This is a genomic window from Streptomyces parvus (assembly GCF_032121415.1).
GTDB classification, from domain to species: domain Bacteria; phylum Actinomycetota; class Actinomycetes; order Streptomycetales; family Streptomycetaceae; genus Streptomyces; species Streptomyces globisporus_A.
This window is the reverse complement of the sequence record NZ_CP135079.1, coordinates 4,000,774-4,022,795: the sequence shown is the minus strand read 5'-3', so window position 1 is coordinate 4,022,795 and position 22,022 is coordinate 4,000,774. Positions and strand designations below refer to the sequence as shown.

Annotated in this window: 21 protein-coding genes; 8 read left to right on the top strand and 13 right to left on the bottom strand. The window is 73.0% G+C overall.

Annotated elements, in window-relative coordinates:
* Nucleotides 1–6: 6 nt before the first annotated feature.
* The 4 genes from RNL97_RS19170 to RNL97_RS19155 form a co-directional block, all read right to left on the bottom strand.
* Entirely contained in the window at nt 7–504 is a 498-nt protein-coding gene (locus RNL97_RS19170; protein WP_030578489.1) for an ATP-binding protein, read from the bottom strand.
* Between the two features lie 407 nt (nt 505–911).
* Nucleotides 912–1,649: an acyl-CoA dehydrogenase family protein gene (locus RNL97_RS19165; RefSeq protein WP_398866953.1), complete on the bottom strand. Its 738-nt coding sequence runs from the start codon at nt 1,647–1,649 to the stop codon at nt 912–914.
* Nucleotides 1,650–1,864: 215 nt separating this feature from the next.
* Nucleotides 1,865–2,386 carry an EF-hand domain-containing protein gene (locus RNL97_RS19160; RefSeq protein ID WP_030578491.1) on the bottom strand — a complete coding sequence of 174 codons (522 nt, stop codon included), beginning with the start codon at nt 2,384–2,386 and terminating at the stop codon, nt 1,865–1,867.
* 84 nt (nt 2,387–2,470) lie between these two features.
* Entirely contained in the window at nt 2,471–2,845 is a 375-nt protein-coding gene (locus RNL97_RS19155) for an STAS domain-containing protein (protein ID WP_030578493.1), read from the bottom strand.
* Between the two features lie 329 nt (nt 2,846–3,174).
* Between RNL97_RS19155 and RNL97_RS19150 the strand changes: the two genes are divergently transcribed.
* Together RNL97_RS19150 and RNL97_RS19145 are read left to right on the top strand one after the other, a co-directional pair.
* Nucleotides 3,175–3,768, top strand: coding sequence for an RNA polymerase sigma factor (locus RNL97_RS19150; RefSeq protein WP_030578495.1), 594 nt, complete (start codon nt 3,175–3,177; stop codon nt 3,766–3,768).
* Nucleotides 3,765–5,243: a zf-HC2 domain-containing protein gene (locus RNL97_RS19145; RefSeq protein ID WP_243314734.1), complete on the top strand. Its 1,479-nt coding sequence runs from the start codon at nt 3,765–3,767 to the stop codon at nt 5,241–5,243. Before RNL97_RS19150 ends, RNL97_RS19145 begins: the two co-directional genes overlap by 4 nt.
* Nucleotides 5,244–5,295: 52 nt before the next feature.
* Here RNL97_RS19145 and purU read toward each other — a convergent pair whose 3' ends face one another.
* Both purU and RNL97_RS19135 read right to left on the bottom strand, forming a co-directional pair.
* On the bottom strand, nt 5,296–6,192 hold the full coding sequence (purU, locus tag RNL97_RS19140) for a formyltetrahydrofolate deformylase (RefSeq protein ID WP_030578499.1): 897 nt from the start codon (nt 6,190–6,192) through the stop codon (nt 5,296–5,298).
* 28 nt (nt 6,193–6,220) lie between these two features.
* Nucleotides 6,221–6,667, bottom strand: coding sequence for an SCO4402 family protein (locus tag RNL97_RS19135; RefSeq protein ID WP_030578501.1), 447 nt, complete (start codon nt 6,665–6,667; stop codon nt 6,221–6,223).
* 174 nt (nt 6,668–6,841) lie between these two features.
* Here RNL97_RS19135 and RNL97_RS19130 point away from each other — a divergent pair, with 174 nt between their 5' ends.
* A complete protein-coding gene (locus tag RNL97_RS19130; protein WP_030578503.1) occupies nt 6,842–8,113 on the top strand; it encodes an ABC transporter substrate-binding protein in 1,272 nt (423 codons plus the stop codon).
* A 6-nt stretch (nt 8,114–8,119) separates the two neighbouring features.
* Here the strand turns inward: RNL97_RS19130 and RNL97_RS19125 are convergent, their stop codons facing one another.
* Nucleotides 8,120–9,586 (bottom strand): hypothetical protein, encoded by a 1,467-nt coding sequence (locus RNL97_RS19125; RefSeq protein ID WP_030591520.1) that lies wholly within the window; start codon nt 9,584–9,586, stop codon nt 8,120–8,122.
* A 197-nt stretch (nt 9,587–9,783) separates the two neighbouring features.
* A complete protein-coding gene (locus RNL97_RS19120; RefSeq protein ID WP_030591517.1) occupies nt 9,784–11,166 on the bottom strand; it encodes a hypothetical protein in 1,383 nt (460 codons plus the stop codon).
* 289 nt (nt 11,167–11,455) lie between these two features.
* Between RNL97_RS19120 and RNL97_RS19115 the strand changes: the two genes are divergently transcribed.
* From RNL97_RS19115 to RNL97_RS19105, 3 genes are read left to right on the top strand one after another with little or no spacing between them, the layout of a single operon-like run.
* Nucleotides 11,456–12,142: a bifunctional DNA primase/polymerase gene (locus tag RNL97_RS19115; RefSeq protein WP_030591513.1), complete on the top strand. Its 687-nt coding sequence runs from the start codon at nt 11,456–11,458 to the stop codon at nt 12,140–12,142.
* Nucleotides 12,143–12,200: 58 nt separating this feature from the next.
* A complete protein-coding gene (locus tag RNL97_RS19110) occupies nt 12,201–13,028 on the top strand; it encodes an ABC transporter ATP-binding protein (RefSeq protein WP_030591509.1) in 828 nt (275 codons plus the stop codon).
* The gene (locus tag RNL97_RS19105) at nt 13,025–14,665 is read left to right on the top strand and encodes a hypothetical protein (protein WP_030591507.1); all 1,641 of its coding nucleotides are present in this window, start codon (nt 13,025–13,027) and stop codon (nt 14,663–14,665) included. The genes RNL97_RS19110 and RNL97_RS19105 overlap by 4 nt, the downstream gene beginning before the upstream one ends.
* A 27-nt stretch (nt 14,666–14,692) precedes the next feature.
* Here the strand turns inward: RNL97_RS19105 and RNL97_RS19100 are convergent, their stop codons facing one another.
* Both RNL97_RS19100 and RNL97_RS19095 read right to left on the bottom strand, forming a co-directional pair.
* Nucleotides 14,693–15,586 (bottom strand): alpha/beta fold hydrolase, encoded by an 894-nt coding sequence (locus RNL97_RS19100; protein WP_030591504.1) that lies wholly within the window; start codon nt 15,584–15,586, stop codon nt 14,693–14,695.
* A 522-nt stretch (nt 15,587–16,108) separates the two neighbouring features.
* Nucleotides 16,109–16,801, bottom strand: coding sequence for a metal-dependent transcriptional regulator (locus RNL97_RS19095; protein WP_030591501.1), 693 nt, complete (start codon nt 16,799–16,801; stop codon nt 16,109–16,111).
* Between the two features lie 222 nt (nt 16,802–17,023).
* Here RNL97_RS19095 and RNL97_RS19090 point away from each other — a divergent pair, with 222 nt between their 5' ends.
* Nucleotides 17,024–17,779, top strand: a complete 756-nt coding sequence (locus tag RNL97_RS19090; protein WP_030591498.1) for an SIS domain-containing protein — start codon at nt 17,024–17,026, stop codon at nt 17,777–17,779.
* Here RNL97_RS19090 and RNL97_RS19085 read toward each other — a convergent pair.
* The gene (locus tag RNL97_RS19085) at nt 17,773–19,194 is read right to left on the bottom strand and encodes a PAS domain-containing protein (protein WP_243314731.1); all 1,422 of its coding nucleotides are present in this window, start codon (nt 19,192–19,194) and stop codon (nt 17,773–17,775) included. The two genes, RNL97_RS19090 and RNL97_RS19085, sit on opposite strands and share 7 nt — an antisense overlap.
* Nucleotides 19,195–19,602: 408 nt before the next feature.
* The gene (pdxH, locus tag RNL97_RS19080) at nt 19,603–20,244 is read right to left on the bottom strand and encodes a pyridoxamine 5'-phosphate oxidase (protein ID WP_243316373.1); all 642 of its coding nucleotides are present in this window, start codon (nt 20,242–20,244) and stop codon (nt 19,603–19,605) included.
* A gap of 266 nt (nt 20,245–20,510) precedes the next feature.
* On the opposite strand from pdxH, the gene RNL97_RS19075 reads away from it, so the two are divergent.
* Nucleotides 20,511–21,614 (top strand): citrate synthase 2, encoded by a 1,104-nt coding sequence (locus RNL97_RS19075; RefSeq protein ID WP_010061084.1) that lies wholly within the window; start codon nt 20,511–20,513, stop codon nt 21,612–21,614.
* Between the two features lie 65 nt (nt 21,615–21,679).
* Here the strand turns inward: RNL97_RS19075 and RNL97_RS19070 are convergent, their stop codons facing one another.
* A complete protein-coding gene (locus tag RNL97_RS19070) occupies nt 21,680–21,847 on the bottom strand; it encodes a hypothetical protein (protein WP_313750981.1) in 168 nt (55 codons plus the stop codon).
* Nucleotides 21,848–22,022 lie beyond the last annotated feature (175 nt).

The window sequence follows — 22,022 nt, the reverse complement described above, 5'->3', positions numbered from 1 at the left end:
CGGATCTCAGGCCAGGTTGTCCGTGAAGACGCACGAGGGCGGTTCGCACACCTCGCCACCGCCCTGCACGACCACCGTGGGCAGCTCCGCGGCCCGCCCCGGCCCGCTCCGGTCGACCTCGCACCAGATCTGCTTGCCCGCGCCCTCCGGCAGCCAGCCCCAGCGGTCGGCGAGCCCGTCCACCAGCTCCAGGCCCCGGCCGTTGGTGTCCTCGCCCGCAGCGTGCCGCTGGAGCGGCGGGCAGTCACTGGCGTCCGCGACCTCGACCCGGACCGTCCCGGCCGCGCCGGAGGCCCCGCCGAAGAGCATCCGCAGCACGGCGGGACACCCCGTGTGGACGACGGCGTTGGTGACCAGCTCCGAGATCAGCAGGATGAGCGTCTCGGCGAGCGGCTCGTCATCCCCTATCCCGGAACCGACCAGGCGCGACCGCGCCCACCTACGGGCCCGCCCCACCTCTGCGGGATCCGGACCGACCTCCAGCTGAACCTGAAGCACCTGCACCGCTCACACCATCCGAACCGGCGGACACATCGCCTCGCGCCTCCTCAGGGTCACGGAACGTGATTCCCTTGCGCGACAGCATGGTTGACGTACAGTCACCGCAACAAGCGCTTCGGGCATATTCCAGCGCGAAGGAGTACGCGTGGTGCATACTGTGCGACGCACGCTGCGGGGAGTCGAACAGGAGCGCGCAGAGACTGCGAGAAACGCTCTTCGGGCAGGCCCGGCACATCTCCGGCGAGAGTCCTCGCTCCGGACCGGAGCCGCCGCACAGGCCGCCCCCGGATCGCCCGGTTCCAGAACCACTCGCATCCCACGGAGCGTACCCGAGCGGCGCCCCGACTCCACCCGGTGACGAATCACGCAAAGGACACAACCCGGTATCGGCACCGGGCGGATGCGCTGCGTCACCCTCCGCCCCCTGCTTCCGGGACCGGTCGTCCGTACGCCGCCGAGCTGCGCGGAAGCCGCCCCGCCGTCCCCAGATCGGCGGCGAGCAGTTCCTCGGCCCCGGCCCCGGTGAGCCAGGAGGCGGCCCGGAGCCAGGCCCGTTTCAGGTGGAGGTGAACATCTGCCTCCCAGGTGAAGCCCATCCCGCCGTGGATCTGGAGGCAGTCACGGGCGTCGCGTACGGCCGCCTCGTCGGCGAGGAGTTTCGCCGCCGCGGTCTCCACCGGGTCGCCGGTCACGGCGGCCGCGCACACGGCGGCGCGGGCCGGTTCGGTACGGGCGAACATGTCGGCGCAGAGATGTTTGACCGCCTGGAACGATCCGATGGGCGATCCGAACTGCTCGCGGCTCCCGGCGTGTTGGACGGCCGCCTCGGTGGTCCGGGCGGCGCTGCCGAGTTGCTCGGCGGCGGTGAGCAGCCGCGGCCTCGAAGCGAAACCGCCCGGCGTGCGCCGGGGTGCGCTCCGTCGCAGCCGGAGCACGTCCGTATCCGCCCGCGTGCGCTCCGATGCCGCACGAGAGGTTTCCGTCGCCGACACGCGCCCCGCCGCCGCCACTGCCGCGTCCGCCGGCGCGCGGTGCAGCGGGGTGAGCGGGTCCATCGACCGTACGGGCCGGGCGGCGGCCACGAAGGCACGCAGTGGCGACCAGCGGTCCAGGCAGCAGCCCCGGCCCGCCTCCTCGAAGAGCAGCACCGCCTCCGGCAGCCCGAGGCCCCCCGCCCGCCTCCTCCGGCAGCCGCAGCGCGAAGAACCCGGCCGCGAGGTGCCGGAGCGCTGGGAAGTGCTCGACGCGCTGCCTCGCAACGAGACCCTGCGCAAGGTGCCCACGTACCGCCTGCGGGAACGGTTCGGCGGGTGAGGGAGGCGTTACGGGGGCGGGTGCGCCGTCCCCGTAACGCCGGGAACACCTAAGCGTCGGGCTCGATCACCGTGAAGTACACGGCGAGCGCCGACACCACATCGCTCTCCGCGACCTTCCCGTCCCGGTCGGTGTCCAGGCTCTGGGCGGCGACGCCCGCGATCTCGGCGCTGGCCCCGAGAACCCGGAGCGCCCGCTCCACGTCCGCGACCGACGCTCTGCCGTCGTCGCCGCCGTCCGCGACCGCGATGACCGCCCGCAGGAACGGCCGGGCGATCTCGGCGAACCGCTCGGGATTGTCCCGGAGCCGCTTCACCGCCCCGCCCGCGAACTCCTCACGGGTGACCCGCTGGTCCCCGTCCACATCGGCGATCCCCGCCATGCCCTGCCAGAAGGCCTCGGCCCCGGTGTAGAGGGCCTGCCCCTTGTCGCAGCGGGCCGTCGTACCGAACTCGGTGAGCAGACGGGCGGCTGCGGCGTTGAAATCGGCGCGATCGATGTAGCCGTTGCCGTCCTGGTCGAAGGCGGCGAAGCGGTGCGCGATCTTTCGCTCGTACTCTGCGCTGTCCATGCGGGGAGCGTACGTCGCCGGGAGCCCTCACGTGTCACCGAGAAGCTGTTCCTGTGTGACAACCTCGCACCGGCGGGCGCCGCTTCAGGCGCTCAGCGGCCTGCACTTCTCGTCGGCGGCCGACAGCGCGTCGGGGTAGACGTCGAAGAGCCGGCGCACGCCGAGCGCGCCGAGCACCTTGTTGACGTGCGAGCCGTCCTCCGCGCCCCGGGCCGGGAGGATCAGCCGCAGCCTGCCGCCGCAGGACTTCATCAGCCGGCGGGAGGCGATCAGCACACCGACGCCGCTGGAGTCGCAGAAGAACACCTCCGACAGGTCGAGCACCACATCGTGCTGCCCCTCCGCGACCGCTTCGTGGACGGACTGGCGTACGACGGGCGAGGTCACCAGATCGAGTTCACCGCTTATGCGCAGCACGGTCCAGGAGCCCTGCTCTGCCTCGTCCACCTTGAGCGTCACGACTGGACCTCTCGTTCCGGGGCTCCCGGCAATCCGGAAGTTTCCGTTCCTCATCGCGGCTGCCCAACCGCACCCCCATGAAACACCGAAGCACCCATCAAGGCCCAGGAGGTTTCCGGTGGAAAGGCGCGGTTCGGCCCGTTTCCGCTGATCAGAGCGGCAGGGGAGGCATCCGGGCCGGAAATGGACTACCGTCGTCGGCCACGCGCAGCGGGAAGAGAGTTGCCTCAAAGGCGCGTGCACCGGACACCCGGCGGACTACATTCGGTCCTCACGGGCACAGGGTGCAACACGGAGCTGGGCAGGACAGGCCGGGGGCTGGGGGGTTCATGGCGAAGGACACGGCGCCCCGCTGGGACCGCAGGATGCAGCAGAGGCTGGCCCGCGGTGAGGCGGCGGCGCTCGGCGAGCTCTACGACCGGTTCGCGGCCCTCGTCCACAGCCAGGCGCACCGGATGCTCGACGACGAGGACGCCGCCGACCTGGTGACCCGCGAGGTCTTCGCCCAGGTCTGGGAGAACCCCGAGGCGTACGACCCGAAGCAGGGCTCGATGCGCTCCTGGGTGGCCCGCCTCACCCACAGCCGGTCCGTCCAGTGCCTGCGCCGCGCGGCGGCCTCCCGGTACGAGGCGGAGCACGGCGAGGGCGCGGTGCCCGATCCGGAGGAACTGGAGCGGCGGGTCCGCAGCGCCACGGCCGCCGCCCGCGCCGACTACATCGTCTCCTCGATGCCCGTACCGCTGCGGGAGGCCCTGGAGCTGGCCTACACATACCGGCGGGACTACCGGCAGACCGCAGCCGATCTCGGGGTCACCGAGGACGAGGCGCGCCGCCGGCTCCGGCTGGGGCTCCAACTGCTCTCCACGGCGAACGCCCGCCCGCTCGAAGGGTCCGCGCCACCCGGTTACGGACGGGTCCGGTGAACGGCGACGGACGCGAGAGCGAGGGCGGCGAGGAGGAGGTGCGCGGCGCCCGGCGGATACCGGGCCCGCGCGGGGCGGCGGACGACCTCGACCTGGCGTCCGTCCCGCTGCCTCCCCTGCCGCCGCCCGGCGGTACGGCCCCGGACGACGCCGTACCGGAACAGGCGGCCCCGAGGACGGAACCGGAGCGCGGGCCTGAGCCGGAACCCGAGCCCGGCCCTGAGCCGGAACCCGCCGTCGCGGAGGCGGATCCCGAGCCCGGTCCGGCGGCGGTTGCCTGGCCCGAGCCAGGTCCCGAGCCCGACTCCGAACCGGCAGACGGCGCGCCGGAGCCGCCCGACGAGCCGGACCCCCTCGTGAGCTCCGCCCCGGTCGTCCTCCCCCACCAGGTCCTCAAGGCCCTCCTCGGCGCCTGGGCGCTGTCCGCCTGCTCGGCGGAGGAGACCGCTGCCGTGGAGGACCACCTCACCGGGTGCGCCCCGTGCGCGGACGAGGCGCTGCGGTTGCGGGACGCGGTGGGACTGCTGCACACCGACGGCTCCCTGGACCTCGACCCGACGCTCCGCACCCGGGTGCTGGACGGCTGCTTCGGCCGCCGCCCGGCCCGGATCCCGGTGCCGGAGTGGGCCGCCCCGTACGACGCCGAGACCGCCCGGCTCGACGCGCTCCTCCGCGACATCGGGGACTCCGAATGGCACGCCCCGGTGCGCCTGCGGTGGTTCGAGGAGGAGCGCCAGGTCAGCCGCCGGACCACGGTCGCCGGGGTGATCGGGCATCTGATGGCCGTCGACGGGCTGCTGTCCGCCGCGCTCGGGCTCGACGACCCGCTCGACGGCGGCCGGGTGCCGCTGGACCCCACCGAGCGGACCGAGACGTACTGGTCGGCAACGTGCCGGCCGCCCACCCGGGCCGTCCGTGAGCCCTGGCGGGCGCAGAGCCACGAGCTGATCCGTACGGCGTCCTTCGCCGGGCGGAACGCCGCCGAGACCTCCGTCTCGTACGGTGCCTTCGCCCTGCCGTTCCAGGACGCCGCTCTGGACCGGGCGTTCGAGTGCTGGGTGCACGGCGGGGACATAGCCGACGCCGTCGACTACCCGTACCCGGCCCCGTCCGCCGCCCATCTGCACCGGATGATCGACCTGGCGGCCCGGATGCTTCCGGCCGCCCTCGCGGGCCGCCGCAGCGCCGGACTGGCCCCACCGGCGAAGGACCTCGTCACGGCCGGTGCGCCGGGCCGCTCGCTCCACCTGGAGATCGAGGGCCACGGCGGAGGCGACTGGTACATCGCACTGGACTCCCCGGCCGCCCTCGGCGCGCCCGAGCGCGCCGTGGCACAGGTCGCGCTGGACGGGGTCGAGTTCTGCCGGCTCGTCGCGGGCCACATCTCGCCGGTCGAAGCGGCGGCGGGCCAGGAGGGCGACCGCGAGGCCATCCGCGACGTGCTGTGCGCGGCGGCTTCGCTCAGCCGCCTCTGACACCGGCCGCGCCGCCTCGGCCGGCCCCGGAGGACCTGGCCGGGCCGACCCGCTACGCGAAGACCACCGTACGGCGGCCGTTGAGCAGGACGCGCCGCTCCGCGTGCCACTTCACCGCACGCGCCAGCGCCTGGCACTCCACGTCCCGGCCGATGGCGACCAGCTGGTCGGGGGTGACGTCGTGGCCGACGCGCTCGACCTCCTGCTCGATGATCGGGCCCTCGTCGAGGTCGGCGGTGACGTAGTGCGCGGTCGCGCCGATCAGCTTCACGCCCCGGGCGTGCGCCTGGTGGTAGGGCTTGGCGCCCTTGAAGCTCGGCAGGAAGGAGTGGTGGATGTTGATGATCCGGCCGCTGAGCTGCTTGCACAGGTCGTCGGAGAGGACCTGCATGTAGCGGGCCAGGACGACCAGCTCGACGTCCTCCTCGCGGACCAGCTCCAGCAGCCGCGCCTCGGCCTCCGGCTTGCTGTCCTTCGTCACCGGCAGGTGCCGGAAGGGGATGCCGTACGAGGCGGTGAGCTCGGCGAAGTCCGTGTGGTTGGAGACGACGGCCGCGATCTCGACCGGCAGCGCGCCCGTACGGGAGCGGAACAGCAGGTCGTTGAGGCAGTGGCCGAACTTGCTGACCATCAGCACGATCCGCATCTTCTCGTCCGACCGGTGGATCTGCCACTCCATCCGGAAGGCCTCGCCGATCGCGGCGAAGCTGGCGCGCAGCTTGTCCACGGTCACGGTGGCGTCCGCCGAGAAGTGGACGCGCATGAAGAACAGACCCGTGTCGTGGTCCCCGAACTGCTGGCTGTCCTCGATGTTGCAGCCGGTCATGAAGAGATAGCTCGACACGGCGTGCACGATGCCCTGTTTGTCGGGGCAGGAGAGCGTGAGGACGTACTGCTCGGTCGCGGCGGCGTCCGAGATGGCGGCGGAGGCGGGCTGTGGCGCGGTCATCCTTGTAGCGTGCCACACCCGCCGCCCGCTAGGCGGCCCTGGTCATGATGCGGATGACATCCAGCGAGCGGGGCGGTATGTCCGGATCCTCCGCATCGTTGGTGGCGAGCATCACATGGGCCTCGCGGGCCGCGTGGACGGCATCGGGCCAGCCGTGGTGCTCCAGGTAGGCGGAGACGGGGGCGTCCGCGCCGACCTGGTGCATGATCCGCAGCACCCGCAGGGCGGCGGCGTCCACGGCGGCGGCCTCGGCGGAGTCCCTGAATATGGTGCCGACGTATTTCTCTGCGGACCAGTTGTCGAGCCAGGTGTCCTCGACCAGGCGGTACACGGCGTCGGTGACGTCCCCGTACCCCTCCCGGCCGGCGAGCCAGCACTCGTGATGGAAGACGGGGTCGGAGAGCATGTGCAGCGCCGAGCGCACGTTGGTGCGCCAGCGCCACCACGGCATGTCAGTGAGCGGCATGCCGCCCATGGTGGAGGAGCGACGGCCGCGACGGGAAGAGTTCTCCGAACCTTGCTGCACGGTGGTCGATCGTACGTTCCTTCACCGCACCTCCGCACGGACCCCCGCAATTCACCTGGACGTCACCGAGCGTTGAGGGGGGCACACCGCGCCGTTACCCCGAGCCCGGAAGGGTCCCTTTCCATGACCGGACGGCGACGGCCCACCTTTCCCCGCCCCTTCCCTGGCGTCATCAGCGCGGCGGCGGCGGGGGCGGTCCTGCTGTCCGGTTGCGGCGGGCTCCCTGGGGCCACGGGGGGATCCAGGGAGCCCGTCACCGTGATGACCTGGGCCCCCGACCGGTCCGAGGACATCAACGCGGTGAAGATGGCCGGAGTGCCCGCGATGGCGCAGGCGTACGCCCGCTGGGTCAACGACACCGGCGGCATCGACGGGCGCGAGCTGCGGGTGATCGTCTGCGACGAGGGCGACACCTCGATCGGCGCAGAGCGGTGCGCGCGGGAGGCCGTCGACAAGAAGGTGGCCGCCGTCGTCGGTTCGTACAGCAGCCACGGGCAGAGCTTCATGCCCGCGCTGGAGGCGGGCGGCGTCCCGTACATCGGCGGTTACGGCGCCTCCACCGAGGAGTTCAGCAGCTACCTCTCCTACCCGGTCAACGGCGGCCAGTCGGCCCTGCTGGCGGGCCACGGACGGCAGTTGGGCGGCAGCTGCACCCGGGTCTCGCTGGTGCGGCCCGACTCGATCGGCGGCGACGGCATGCCGCCGCTCCTCAACAACGGGCTGATGGCCGCCGACCGGCCCGCCTCCACCGACATCCTGGCCCCACTGGACGCCACGTCCTACGACGAGCAGGCCGCGCAGGCGCTGGAGCGGTCCGGCGGCGGCTGTGTGACGGCGGTGCTCGGCGCCCGCACGGAGACGTTCTTCGACTCCTTCCGCCGGCTGGAGCCGGACGGACAGCAGGTCAGGATCTCCTCGGTGCTGGGCAGCGTCAGCCAGCCGCTCATCAACCGCACGGGCGGCCGGAACAGCCCCTTCGAGGGCGCCTACGTCACCGGCTGGTACCCGGACGCGAAGAACGCGCGGTGGCAGCAGATGCGCGACGTGATCGAGAAGTACGCCTTCGGAGACAACCGGATCGACCCGGACGACACCGCCGTACAGACGACGTGGATCGCGTACACCTCACTGCGGGCGGCCGTCCGGGCGATCGGCGGCGAGGACGTCACCCCGGGCCGGGTCGTGGCCGCGCTCAACGGGGGCGTCGAGGTCGACACCGGGGGCCTGACCCCGACGCTCCGCTGGCGCTTCAAGGACCTCGTCGGCACGTTGGGCTACCCGCGCATCGTCAACACGAAGGTGACGTTCCAGGTGGTCCGCGAGGGCCGCCTCACGGCCCAGAAGAAGGGCTTCGTGGACGTCGCGGACGCCCTGACGGACGCCCCGCGCAGCTAGGGCCTCTCAGAGCTCGGTGGGCGTGTGCTCGGTCAGGCCGTACTCGCCCGCGATCGCGTTCCAGAGGGTGGACGCCTCGCGCTTGGCCTGGGTGGCCACCCCGCTCTGGTTGTTCGCTTTGGCCGTCTCGTTCGTCGACCGGGCCTGGCCGCCCTTGCAGACGGACTTGTTCTTCTTGGCCTGCCGCGCCCAGGCGGCGTAGTGGTCGTCGGCCGCCGCCGAGGCCTTCCACGCCCGGTTCAGCGCGGCCGTCAGCTTCGCGTTCTGCGGGAGCTTGTCGACGGTCAGGCCGTCGAGGCGGGTCACCAGGTCGCGGCGCTGCTGGGCGGCGCCCCTGAGGTCGGCGTCCGCCCGGTCCAGGTCCTTGCAGGACTTGATCTTCTCGACCGCGCCGATCACCGTGGCCCGGCTGTTGTTGCTGTCGGCCAGCAGCTTGTCCAACGCCTCGGCCTGCGGCTTCGCCGGGTCGACCGCCGCCTTGGCCGTGGGCTCCGCCCCGGCCGGTGAACTCTGCGCGGCGACCGGCTGCTTGTCGTCCTTGCCGGAGTCGTCGCCGCCGCTCATCAACGCGCCCGCGCCGAGGCCGATGACCGCGCACCCGACGACGACCGCGGCGATCAGCGGAACGTGCGCGGACCGCCGGCGCGGCACCTCGCCGCTCTGCTGCGGAACCGCCCCGTCCTCCGCCGCGCGGCCCTGGAGGCCCGACGGGTAGCCGCCGGACGCCTGCGGCGGCAACGCGCCGCCCTGGGACGGGTGCTGGGGCTGGTGGCCCTGCTGCTGGTACGGGGGCGGGGGCTGCTGCCCCGCGTCGAACTGCGGCATCTGCTGCGTGGCACCCGCCGGTTCCTCGCTGCGGAACAGGTTGTCGAACTCCGCGGGGGGCTGCCGGTCCCCCGGCGCGCCCGGCCTGATCCCGTACGGGGCTCCGCCCGGCACCGGGGGTATGTACTGGGTCGCGTCGGCGTCCCCGCCGCCCGGCTGCGGCCCCACGGGCCCGGGACCGCCCGGGACGGGCGCGATGTACTGCGTGGCGTCCGCGTCCCCGCCCGGCCCGGCCTCCGGCGGCAGCGGCTGCGCGTACGGGAGCGGCTGGGAGGGGGGCTGGTGCTGCTGGTACGGCGACTGGTACGGCCCGGGCTGCTGCGGCTGCTGATAGGAGCCGGGCTGCTGGTACGCCCCGGGCTGCTGGTACGACTCCGGGCCCGGCTGCTGCTGCCCGGGCGGCAGGGGCTGCGCCTGCGGGTAGCCGTAGCCGCCCTGCGCCCGCTGGTCCGGCTGCGGCCCGGCGGACTGGGGTCCCCAGGTCTGACCCCACGGCTCACCGCCCGCGGGAGCGCCCTGCCCGCCCTGTCCGTCCGGGGGCGCCCCCGGGGTCCAGGGGGCTCCGCCGTCGGCGGGCAGCACGACACCCTCGTGCGCGGGTCGTGCGGCGGGGAGCTGATGCTCGCCGCCCTGTCCGCTCTGCGTCACCGGGACTCCTACGTGTGAACCTACGGAATCGTCGACTCACGCTATCGGGTGGTCGCCCGCCTCCGCCAAGCGCGTGGTGCCCCTCACCACCCCTTCACAGGGGGGGTAACACCGCGCGGCCCGACGACGCTGTTATAGGCCGGACCGCCGCGCGAGGTCCCGGGCGGCCCGGCCCGCCCCGGACGACCGCCTCTTCCTCACGCAGCCTGGAGCTCCAGCCGCTCGCCGAACTCCCGCACCGCGGGCTCCTCGCCGAAGGGTGTCAGCCGCTGCTGGAGGTCGTCGAGATACTCGGCGCCCCGGCTGGAGCGCACCGTCGACAGCAGTTCCATCGCCCGGGTCCCCGTGTGGCAGGCCCGCTCCACCTCCCGCTGCTGCACCTGAGCCGAGGCCAGCAGCACCAGCGCGATGCCCCGGCGCCGGGCCCGGGTCTCCGGCAGCGCGGCCAGGGCCTCCTTGGCCCGCCGGGCCGCCTCGTGCGGCTGCCCCAGATCCCGGTGGCAGTGGGCCAGTTCGTCCGCGAGATAGCCGGTGTCGAAGTGCCGGATCCAGACCGGGTCGTCACCGGCGTCCGGATCGGCCTGCTCCAGCGCGGCGACGGCCCGCCCCGCCACCGCGTGGCAGGTCCGGGCGTCCCCGAGGAGCGCGTGGCCCCGGGCCTCCGCCGCGTAGAACATGGCCTGGGCGCGGGGGGTGACCCGGCCCCGGGCGCCTTCCTGGGCGGCACGGGCGAGTTGGGCGATCTCGCGGGGGTTGCCGAGCTGGGCGGCGAGGTGGCTCATCGAGGCGGCGAGCACATAGCCGCCGTACGCCCGGTCGCCTGCCGCCTGGGCGAGCCGCAGCGCCTGGATGTAGTAGCGCTGGGCCAGTCCGGGCTGGCCGGTGTCGACCGCCATGTAGCCGCCGAGCTCGGTGAGCCGGGCCACCGCCGCGAACAGCTCACGTCCCACCTGTTCGCGGTACGCCCCCGAAAGCAGCCCGGAGACCACGCTGTTGAGGTAGTGCACGAGCACCGGCCGGACATGGCCGCTGCCGAAACGGTGGTCGAGGTCGGTGAGCGCGGTGGTCATCGCCCGCACCGCCTCCACGTCGGACATCCCGACCCGGGCCCCCGCCGTCCGCTCGACCTGGGCGTCCGGGCCCGAGATCAGCCAGTCCCGGCTGGGCTCCACGAGCGCGGAGGCGGCGACCGCCGACCCGGTGAGCAGATCCCGGCGGCCCACGTCGCCGCGCCACAGCTCGCAGACCTGCTCGACGGCCCCGGCGACGGTCGGCGCGTACTGGAGGCCGACCCCCGAGGACAGGTTCTTGCCGTTGGCCATGCCGATCTCGTCGATCGTGACCGTACGGCCCAGCTTGCGGCCCAGCGCCTCGGCGATGATCCCCGGAGCGCGGCCCCGGGGCTGCTGTCCCCGCAGCCAACGGGCCACGGAGGTCTTGTCGTAGCGCAGATCGAGCCCCCGCTCGGCCCCGACCATGTTCACCCGGCGCGCGAGGCCCGCGTTGGAACAGGCGGCCTCCTGGATGAGCGTCTGGAGCCGTTCGTTGGGCTGGCGGGCTACGAGAGGCCTTGCAGCCATATGTCCCCCTGAAACATCGGTTATGTGCAGTGATCGGTGAAAGGGATCACTGCCCGGCACATACACAAGAAATGCGCATATTCCATCGGCATTCGGTACGGACATGGCGCGTCGCACCGGCGCGGAGAGCCGGGTGCGGCCCTGGGCGGCGGTCCTGGAGGTGGTTACCCGCCCTTCGGTGCGACGCCTCACGCGCGCCCCCGCCCGTGCACCGATGCGCCCCGCGTGCAGGATCGATGCGCCGGGCCCGGTTCAGGGGAGGCCGTAACCCCAGGTGACGGCGGAAGTTGTGCTGGGCGTGGAAGAGCCCATCGGAGTCACGGAAGCCGCACAGGTCCCTCAGCAGCGGAGCGAGCGGCTGCTCGACGCCGCGGTGCGGTATGCGGAAGAGCGTCACTGGGACGTGTTCCCCGGCACCTGGCTGGAGGCGGTGGGCGGCGGGGAGCGGTGCTCCTGCGGCGACGCCGGCTGCGCCCTGCCCGGGGCCCACGCGGACCGGCCGGACTGGGCGGGCCAGGCGACCGGGAGCGGTGCCGCGGCCCGGCGCATGTGGTCCCGGCAGCCCCGCGCCTCGGTGCTGCTGCCGACCGGCCGCGCCTTCGACGCGCTGGAGGTCCCCGAGGCGGCGGGCTTCCTGGCGCTGGCCCGGATGGAGCGGATGGACCTGACGCTCGGCCCGGTCACCTGCACGCCCGACCGCCGGATGATGTTCTTCGTGCTGCCGGGCGGCGGCGCCAAGGCCGCCGAACTGGTGCGCGCGCTCGGCTGGAACGCCGAGGCGATCGACCTGACCGGCCGCGGCGAGGGCCACTACATCGCCGCCCCGCCCACCCGGGTCGGCGGCCGGGGCGGGGTGCAGTGGGCCTGCGGGCCCACCAACGCCAACCGCTGGCTGCCCGATGTGGACGAGCTGATCAGCCCGCTGGCGTACGCCTGCGCCCGGGAGGCGGCCGCCGCCCGCGCCCGGACCTCGTAGGGACCGGGGGCCTTTCGTAGGGTGTCCTCACCACGTGGGGATATCGAGAGGTTGTGCCATGCCGGACCGGGCGGATGCGCGTACGACGACGGAAGCGGCGACAGGCGGGGCGCACGAGGTGCGGCCCGCCGTCCGTGTGCAGGGGCTGTGGAAGCGGTTCGGGGAACAGGTCGCCGTCGCGGGGATCGATCTGGAGCTGCCCGCGGGCAAGTTCATCGGCCTGGTGGGGCCCAACGGGGCCGGCAAGACGACGACGCTCTCGATGGTCACCGGGCTGCTGCGGCCCGACCTGGGGAAGATCGAGGTCGCGGGCCACGACGTGTGGACGGACCCGGTCGAGGTGAAGTCCCGGATCGGGGTGCTGCCGGAGGGGCTGCGGCTGTTCGAGCGGCTCTCGGGCCGTGAACTGCTGGCGTACAACGGCCGGTTGCGCGGGCTGCCGGGCGACGAGGTGGACAAGCGGGCCACGCAGTTGCTGGACGTGCTGGATCTCGCGGGCTCGCAGCACAAGCTGGTCGTCGACTACTCCACCGGCATGCGGAAGAAGATCGGGCTGGCGGCGGCCCTGCTCCACAACCCCGAAGTGCTGTTCCTGGACGAGCCGTTCGAGGGCGTCGACCCGGTGTCGGCGCAGACCATCCGGGGGGTGCTGGAGCGCTACACCCGGTCCGGGGCGACCGTGGTCTTCTCCAGCCATGTGATGGAGCTGGTCGAGTCGCTGTGCGACTGGGTCGCCGTGATGGCGGCGGGCCGGATCAAGGCGCAGGGCACGCTGGCCGAGGTGCGTGGCGACGCACCCTCGCTGCAGAACGCGTTCCTCGAACTGGTCGGCGCGGGCGGCCGGGACAACGGCGACTCCCTCGACTGGCTGGGCGGCTCCCGATGAGCGTGCTGGACGCCCCGGTCTCCGCGGCCGCCCCCGTCGCGCCGACGACGGGCCTGACCCCGGTCTTCGTCCGCCTCAAGCTGGCGCTGCTGCGCAACGGGCTGCGGCAATCGACGGGGCGCAGGGCGGCGTTCATCGCCTCCCTCGTCGTCAGCCTGCTGCTCGCCGCAGGCCAGGTGCTCGGCCTGGTCCTGCTGCGCGGCAACGACCACGCGGGCACCGTCGTGGTGCTGCTCACGGGAGTGGTGGCGCTCGGCTGGGCGGTGCTGCCGCTGTTCTTCCCGAGCGGCGACGACACGCTCGACCCGACCCGGCTGGTGATGCTGCCGCTGCGGCCCGAGCCGCTGATCCGGGCCCTGCTGGTGTCCTCGATGATCGGCATCGGCCCGCTCTTCACCCTGTGCCTGGTGGTCGGCTCGGCGATCGCCCTGGCGCACGGGGCGGCGGGCGCGGTGTTCGGGGTGCTCGCGGTCCCGCTGACGATGCTGCTGTGCGTGGCGCTGTCGAGGGCGGTGGCCACCGCCAACGTACGGCTGCTGAACTCCCGCAAGGGCCGCGACCTCGCGGTGCTCAGCGGGCTGGTGATCGCGGTGGGCATCCAGTTCGTCAACTTCGGCGCGCAGCGGCTCGGGCAGGCGGGCGGGCTCTCCACGCTGGACCCGGCGGCGAGCGTGGTGCGCTGGCTGCCCGGCGCCTCCGCCGTGGCGTCGGTGGAGGCGGCCTCGGACGGGGCGTACGGGGTCGCCGTCGCCCAGCTCCTGATCACGGTCGGCACCCTGGTGGCGCTGATGTGGATGTGGCAGCGGAGTCTGGTGAAGCTGATGACCGCGCCGGACGGTTCGACGCTGGCGGCGGCGGAGCCGACCCGTGAGAAGGCGTCCGGCCGGGGCGGCCTTTCGGCGCTGCTGCCGGAGGGCCGTACGGCGACGGTGATGCAGCGCAGCCTGCGGTATGTGGCCCGGGACCCGAAGACCAAGGCGGCCTGGGTGACGGCGCTGGCGGTCGGCGCGATCGTGCCGCTGCTCAACGCCCTCCAGGGCACCGGCTCGGTCTACTTCGCGTGCTTCGCCGCCGGGATGCTCGGCATGCAGATGTACAACCAGTTCGGCCAGGACACCTCGGCCTTCTGGATGGTGGCGCTGACGATCTCCTCGCCCCGGGACGCGTACGTCGAACTGCGGGCGCGGGCGCTGGTCCTGCTGCTGCTCACCCTGCCGTTCACGCTGCTCGTGTGCGGGGTGACGGCGGCGATGCTCGGCGACTGGCGGTCGCTGCCGGGGGCGCTGGGCCTGTCCTTCGCGCTGCTGGGCTCGATGCTGGCGACGGGCGCGGTGGCCTCGGCGCTGTTCCCGTACTCGATTCCGCAGGAGGGCGCGTTCAAGAACGTGGTGCCCGGGCAGGGCGGTCTGGCCTGGATCTCGATCCTCGGCGGCATGCTGGCCGCCGCGCTGCTGTCCGCGCCGGTGATCGTGCCGACGGTCTGGATGCATGTCACGGACCACCACGACGCGCTGTGGCTGATGGTGCCGGGCGGGCTCGTGTACGGGGCGTTGACCGGGTGGGCGGGGCTGCGGATCGCGGCCGGGCGCACGGCGAACCGGCTGCCGGAGATCCTGGCGGCGGTCAGCAAGGGCTGAGCCGCCGCCCTCGGCAGTGGGCGAGGGCTACGGCGAGACCGGTTCGCAGTCGCCGCGGTTGTCCTCGGCCAGTTGCTCCAGGAACGGCTCCACCGCGGCCCGCCAGCCCTCCGGCTGGTCGTAGTGGACGAGGTGGCCGGCGTCCGCCACCTCCGCGTACTGGCCGCGGGGCAGGACCCGGACCATCTCCTGGGCCTCGGCACGGCCCAGCTCCCCGTCGAGGCCGCGCAGCACCAGCGCGGGGCACCGGACCTGCGCCAGCTCCTCCCAGTGGGCGTCGAAGACCCAGGTGGCGCGGGAACGGAGCATCTGACGGCGGGAGAAGACGGGGCGCCAGCCGTCCTCGCCCTCGGCCATCACCTCGGCGTAGAACTCGCCACGGGCGGGGTTCGGGCGCTCCACCCAGGGGTCGTCCTCGCCGAACCACTTCCGTACGTCGGCGAGGGTGGCGAAGGGCAGCGGCCAGGAGTCGAACCAGTCGCTCCACTCGCGCTGGGAGGCGGCTCCGAGGGCGGAGGCCCGCATGTCGCAGATGACGACGGCGCGGACGAGGTCGGGGCGCTTGGCGGCGAGCTGCCAGCCGGTGAGCGCTCCCATGGCGTGGCCGACGACGGTGACCGGGCCGAGGTCGAGCTGTTCGATCGCGGCCTCGGCGTCGGAGACGTAGGCGTCGCGGGTGTACGGCCCGTCGGCGGGCTTGTCGCTGCGGCCGTGGCCGCGCTGGTCGAGGCCGACCGCGCGGTGCCGTTCGGCGAGCCAGCGGGCGGTCGGGGCCCAGTGCGAGGCCCGGCCCATCAGTCCGTGCAGCAGTAAGACCCCGGGAGCGCCGCCCGCTTCCGCGCGCTCCTTGGGCGGGTCGGCGAACTCCCATGCCGCGAGGCGTACGCCGTCGGTTCCGGTTACGTCGATGCGCCGCACCATAGTCCTGGCACCCCCTTCTGGTCCTCGATCACCGTGTGGTCGCGCCGCCAGGCTATCGAACTCATATTCGAAAATGGGGTTCCGCCACCCAACACCCCACGTTCGAGTGACACCGGTCAAGGATTGATGCCGCCCGGCCTGGGGAGATCATCAGCGGGAGGCGGGCCGCTCGGGGACAGGGGCCCGCGGGAGTTGACCTTGAGAGCTCGGGGCTCCGGGTCAGCACAGGGGAGGAACGGCCCCGGCGTCTTCGGACGCCGGGGCCGCCCCCTGCCCGGGGGCGGCCGCCGGCGGTCTCGACAACGATGGCAACCGCGCGGTGCGCGTGATGGTGCGACGGGCGCATTCCCTGCTCCCTCCCCGACCGTGCCGACCTGAGCCGGCCGACACCCTCAGGTCCTCTGCCTGGCATCAGCCTGGCATGTGACGCGTCCGGGCGCTGCCGTTCCGGACGGGAAATCGGCGAGCGCACATCACGGTTGTGTTGCCGCGCGGCAACAGGGCCGCCGGGCGGCGGCGCGGTCAGCGCTTGGCGACGAACACGTGCGAGGCGACCTCGGTGTCCAGCTCGGCCGCCTCCCCGCTGGAGCCGACCAGCACCCCGCCGGGCGACTCGGTGACGCTCACGACGGACCCGGGCTGCACCCCGGCCCTGCGCAGCGTGTACATCAGCTGGGCGTCGGTCTGGATCGGCTCCCCGATCCGCCGCACCACCACGGTCTTGCCCTCGGCGCCCGGGTCCAGCTCGGCCAGGCTCACCATGGAGGCGTCCAGGAACGACTCGGCCTCGGCCTTCTCGCCCAGCTCCTCCAGGCCCGGGATGGGATTCCCGTACGGCGACTCCGTCGGGTGGCGCAGCAGCTCCAGCACCCGCCGCTCCACCGCCTCGCTCATCACGTGCTCCCAGCGGCAGGCCTCGGCGTGGACCTGCTCCCACTCCAGGCCGATCACGTCCACGAGCAGGCACTCGGCGAGCCGGTGCTTGCGCATGACGCGGGTGGCGAGGCGGCGGCCCTCCTCGGTCAGCTCCAGATGGCGGTCCCCCGCGACCCGGACCAGACCGTCGCGCTCCATGCGGGCCACCGTCTGGCTGACGGTCGGACCGCTCTGGTCCAACCTTTCAGCGATCCGGGCGCGCATGGGGACGACGCCTTCCTCTTCCAGTTCGAGGATGGTGCGGAGATACATCTCCGTGGTGTCGATCAGTCCGGACATACGTGCCCCTCGATGGAGTGACTAGAGAACGTCGTGCGATGGCCCTGCACCAATTCTGACGCATAGCGCCGACAACCGTGGCGTCCCGGTGGAAGGGGGTGCGGGCGGGGACGCGGGGCGGTATTGACAGCCCACTGGTCCAGACCGCAACGTGATCGGCGGCACAGGCATTCCCGGGCCGCCGAACACCTGCCCCACACCCCGTCGAAAGGGCTCTCCCCCATGAGCGACAGCAAGCTGGCCGGTCAGTTCTTCGATGCGGCGATCGGCCTGCTGACGCGGGTACGGGACGAGGAGGCGGAGAACATCGCCGCCGCGGGCGCGGCCGTCGCGGACACCGTCGAATCCGGCGGGCGGCTCTTCGCGTTCGGCGCGGGCCACTCCTCGCTGGCCGCCCAGGACGTCGTCTACCGCGCGGGCGGCCTCGCCCTGATGAACCTGCTCACCGTGCCCGGCGTGGTCGGCGTGGACGTCATGCCCGCGCCGCTCGGCTCGGCGCTGGAGCGGGTCGACGGGCTCGCCTCGGCCGTCCTGGACTCCAGCCCCGCCACCGCCGGGGACCTCCTGGTGGTCGTCTCACTGTCCGGGCGCAACGCCCTGCCGGTCGAAATGGCGCAGAACGCCCGCGCCCTCGGGCTGAAGGTCATCGGCGTCACCTCGGTCGCTTACGCGGAGAACACCCGGTCCCGGCACGCCTCGGGCGGCTTCCTGCGGGACCACTGCGACATCGTCCTGGACAGCAAGATCGCGATCGGCGACGCGGAGCTGACGGCCCCCGGCGTCGATGCCCCCTTCGCCCCCGCCTCGACCGTGGTGACCAGCGCGATCATGCAGTCGATGCTGGCCGCCGCCGTGGAGCGGCTGGTGGCCAGGGGCGTCGAGCCGCCGATGCTGCGCTCGGGGAACGTGGACGGCGGCCATGAGTGGAACGGCCGGGTCATGACGGAGAACCGGGACCGGATCTTCTACCGTCACTGAGCCCGCGTCACCTGCGCCAGGTCGACCGCTCCCGCGACCCGGGCCGCGACCGTCTCCGCGTACGCCGCGTCGGTACGTTCGAAGGCGGCCCGGTTCGCGGCGCGGAGGAACGTCAGCACGCCCAGCGTCCGGCCCCGGCTCCGGAGCACCGCGCAGAGCGCGTGCGCCGCGTCCCGGGGCCAGCGGCGCTCCGCGGCCCAGGCCGGTGACGCGGCGGCCCCGGCCCCCGCGCTCGTACGCACGGTGCCGGTGCGCTCGACGGACTGGAGGGCCGGGTGGCCGGGGGAGTACCGGGCCGGGATGGAGCCCCCGGCGACCAACAGGCACGGGCCGGGCGCGTCGAACGGCGTGGCGGCCGTCCGTACCAGGCGCTCGCCCGCCACCAGATCGACCAGGACGTGATCGGCGAACCCGGCGAGCGCGAAGTCCAGCAGGGAGGTCGCCGCCTCCATCGGGTCCTCGCACTCGCAGGCCGTCCGGGCGGCCCGGTGCAGCTGGCTCGTGCGGAACCGCAGCCGGTCGGCCTCCTGCTCCGCGAGCTTGGCGGCGGTGATGTCCTGGAACAGCCACCCCACCCCGAGCGGAACCGGTTCCTCCGTCAGCGGCGAGGCGAGCCGCAGGAATCCGCTGCGCCAGCACCGCCGGCGCTCGCCCTCGGCTGTCCGCAGCGTCACCCAAAGGTCGGCCGGGGCGCTCGGGGCCCCTTCGGCGAGCACATGGTGCAGGGCGGCCTCCAGCTCCTCGACGCCCTGGACCACCAACTCACCGAGCGGGCGGCCGAGGAGGGAGGTGCGGCTTCCGCCGAGCGCGCGGGAGGCGTGCGCGTTGACGACGGTGGGGCGCAGGTCGACGTCGACGAGGACCACGCCCCAGGACGCGTCCTCCAGCAGCACCTCGCTCAGGGCGATGGCCCGCTCCAGGTCGATCTGGGCGTGCACCTCGCTGAACGCGCAGTAGACCCCGGCCGGCTTCCCGTCGGCGCCGCGCACCCCGGCGGACTGGGTCCGCACCAGCACCCGGCCGCCGTCCTTGCGCAGCAGCGCGAACTCGTGCACCTGCCGCCCCGGCGCCTCCATGGCCGACATCAGCCTGGCCCGCACCTCGTCCGCGTCGGCCCGCCGCACCGCCCAGCCCGCGAAGCCGCTGCGGCCGACGGCCTCGTCCGCCGACCAGCCGAGGACGCGTTCGGCCTCACGGTTCCAGTGGGTGACCGTGCCGGCCGCGTCGAACGCGCAGAGCGCCGCGTCCATGCCGTCGAGCAGCGCCGCCAGCAGCTCGGAGCCGTCGGGCGCACCGGGGATCGCGTCCTCGCCGGCCCGGCTCCGGGAATCCGGGGAGCACCCCGGTGGCCCGCCGCCGGAGTCCTCGTCCGGTCCGAGCTCGTCGGTGGTCCCACTGCTCCTGGAAGCACCCACTCCGCACCTCCCGCAGAACGTGTCGGCCGTTGTCCCACGCGTCACCGCGTGTATCGCTGCACGTCAGACCATTCAACTCGAACGTGACCCAGCACACATCCACTTCACCCAAATCTTCTGGCCCGGTCCGGCGAAACAAATCGGTTGTACGCCGGTGCGGGGCGCTCCTAGGCTGTGGAGCACACAGGAAAGGAGGTGTTCCGGAAGTGATTTCTCTTCGGACTCGTGAGGTGGCCGCGGGCTGACGCCCGTCGTCGCACTCTTTTGCAGTGCAAGGCCGGACGTCGGCCAATCCCAGCAGTCACCGACCCGCAGGCTCGCCGGTAAGTCCGGCCGGCTCCTCTGTGCACGGAGGAACCAGAGCCTGCGGGTTTCTGCGTTTTCGGGGTGTCTTCGCAGCTCATGGGGTTACGGGCAGAGCCGCTCCACCCGCCACACGCCCCCGGACGCCCCTTCGCCCTCCCTGACGTACCGCAGCCGGTCGTGCAGCCGGTTCTCGTGGCCCTGCCAGAACTCGATCGTCTCGGGCACCACCCGGAAGCCGCCCCAGTGCGGTGGGGCCGGGACCTTCTCGCCCTCGGGGTAGCGGGCGGCCAGCTCCTCGTACCGGGCGATCAGCTCCTCGCGGGAGCCCACGACGGTGGACTGGGCGCTGGCCCACGCGCCGAGTTGGGAGCCGTGCGGGCGGGTGCGGAAGTAGCCGACGGTCTCCTCGCGGGAGGTGCGGGAGGCGGTACCGGCGACGATCACCTGGCGGGCCATCGGATGCCAGGGGAAGAGCAGGGAGACGTGGGGGTTCGCGGTCAGCTCGCGGCCCTTGCGGGAGTCGTAGTTGGTGAAGAAGACGAAGCCCCGGTCGTCGTACTGCTTGAGCAGCACCGTGCGCGAGGACGGGCGGCCGTCCGGGCCGGCGGTGGAGACGATCATCGCGTTGGGCTCGTGCAGCACCCCGCCGACGGCGACCTGCCGGAACCAGCGGGCGAACTGCTCCATCGGATCGGCGGCGAGGTCGCCCTCGACGAAGTCCTCCGAGCGGTACTGCTCGCGCATGGCCGCGGGATCGGTGGTGGAATCGTCCGGGAGGGGTCCCGTGGAACCTTCTGGTGTGGGCACGGGCCCATCCTGCCGCAGGGGCCGAGTCTGCCCGGCGCCGAGGGGCCGTAACCACGCCCCGTCGAAAGGGGGCCCTGTGCCGGATGTCACGCTTCCCCGCATCGGAGGAACCCGCCAATATCTTGGGGCAGGCCGCTGTGGCTTCCGCACAGCCCAGCACGCCGCGCACCGCCCGTCGCCCGCCGAACTGAGGGAGCCGCCTGATGTCCGACTTCGTACCCGGTCTTGAGGGAGTCGTCGCGTTCGAAACGGAGATCGCCGAACCGGACAAGGAAGGCGGTTCGCTCCGTTATCGCGGGGTCGACATCGAGGATCTGGTCGGTCACGTCTCCTTCGGCAATGTGTGGGGCCTGTTGGTGGACGGGGCGTTCAACCCCGGCCTGCCGCCCGCCGAGCCCTTCCCGATCCCCGTGCATTCAGGTGACATCCGGGTCGACGTCCAGTCCGCGCTGGCGATGCTCGCCCCGGTCTGGGGCCTGAAGCCGCTGCTGGACATCGATGAGGCGACCGCCCGGGACGACCTGGCGCGGGCCGCGGTGATGGCCCTGTCGTACGTCGCCCAGTCGGCGCGCGGCCAGGGGCTGCCGATGGTGCCGCAGAGCGAGATCGACAAGGCGCACTCGGTGGTCGAGCGCTTCATGATCCGCTGGCGCGGGGAGCCGGACCCGAAGCACGTGAAGGCGGTCGACGCGTACTGGACGTCGGCGGCGGAGCACGGCATGAACGCGTCGACGTTCACGGCCCGGGTCATCGCCTCGACGGGCGCGGACGTCGCGGCCGCCCTGTCCGGAGCGGTGGGCGCGATGTCGGGCCCGCTGCACGGCGGGGCCCCGTCCCGGGTCCTCGGCATGATCGAGGAGATCGAGCGCACGGGCGACGCGACCGCGTACGTGAAGCAGGCCCTGGACCGGGGCGAGCGCCTGATGGGCTTCGGCCACCGCGTCTACCGCGCCGAGGACCCCCGCGCCCGCGTCCTGCGCCGCACGGCCCGCGAGCTGGCGGCCCCGCGGTTCGAGGTGGCGGAGGCGCTGGAGAAGGCGGCCCTGGAGGAGCTGCACAACCGCCGCCCGGACCGGGTCCTGGCGACGAACGTGGAGTTCTGGGCGGCGATCGTGCTGGACTTCGCGGAGGTCCCGGCGCACATGTTCACGTCGATGTTCACCTGTGCCCGCACGGCGGGCTGGTCGGCGCACATCCTGGAGCAGAAGCGCACGGGCCGCCTGGTGCGCCCGTCGGCGACGTACGTGGGTCCGGGCACGCGGAACCCGCGCGAGATCAGCGGGTACGAGGACATCGTCGCGGGCTGAGCCGGCTCGGGGCCGGCCGGACGTCGTCCCGGGGACGGGCGGGCAGGCCGCCCGTCCCCGGCGCCTCAGATCTTCCCGCTCACGACGGCCGTACGGTGGCCGTCCAGCCGGCGGTCGAACTCCGCGAGGAAGGACCGAGTGAGGTCGGGCCACCCCCAGAAGGTGAAGCCGAGAGCGCCGAAGGCGAAGCAGTGCCCCATTCCGGTCCAGTCGACGAGGGGGGGACGACGCATCGCAGTGCGCGCACCGCACGAGGGCGTCGACGCCCGCCTCCCAGTCCTCGATCGCCTCGGAGAAGGGGTCCCAGGCCCCCGGTATCCCCTGCAGGGCCCTGTCGTGGAACGCGATGTCCCGCTCGCAGCGCGGGCATCGGGCCGAGGAGGGGTCGGCATACTGCCCGGCGTCGAA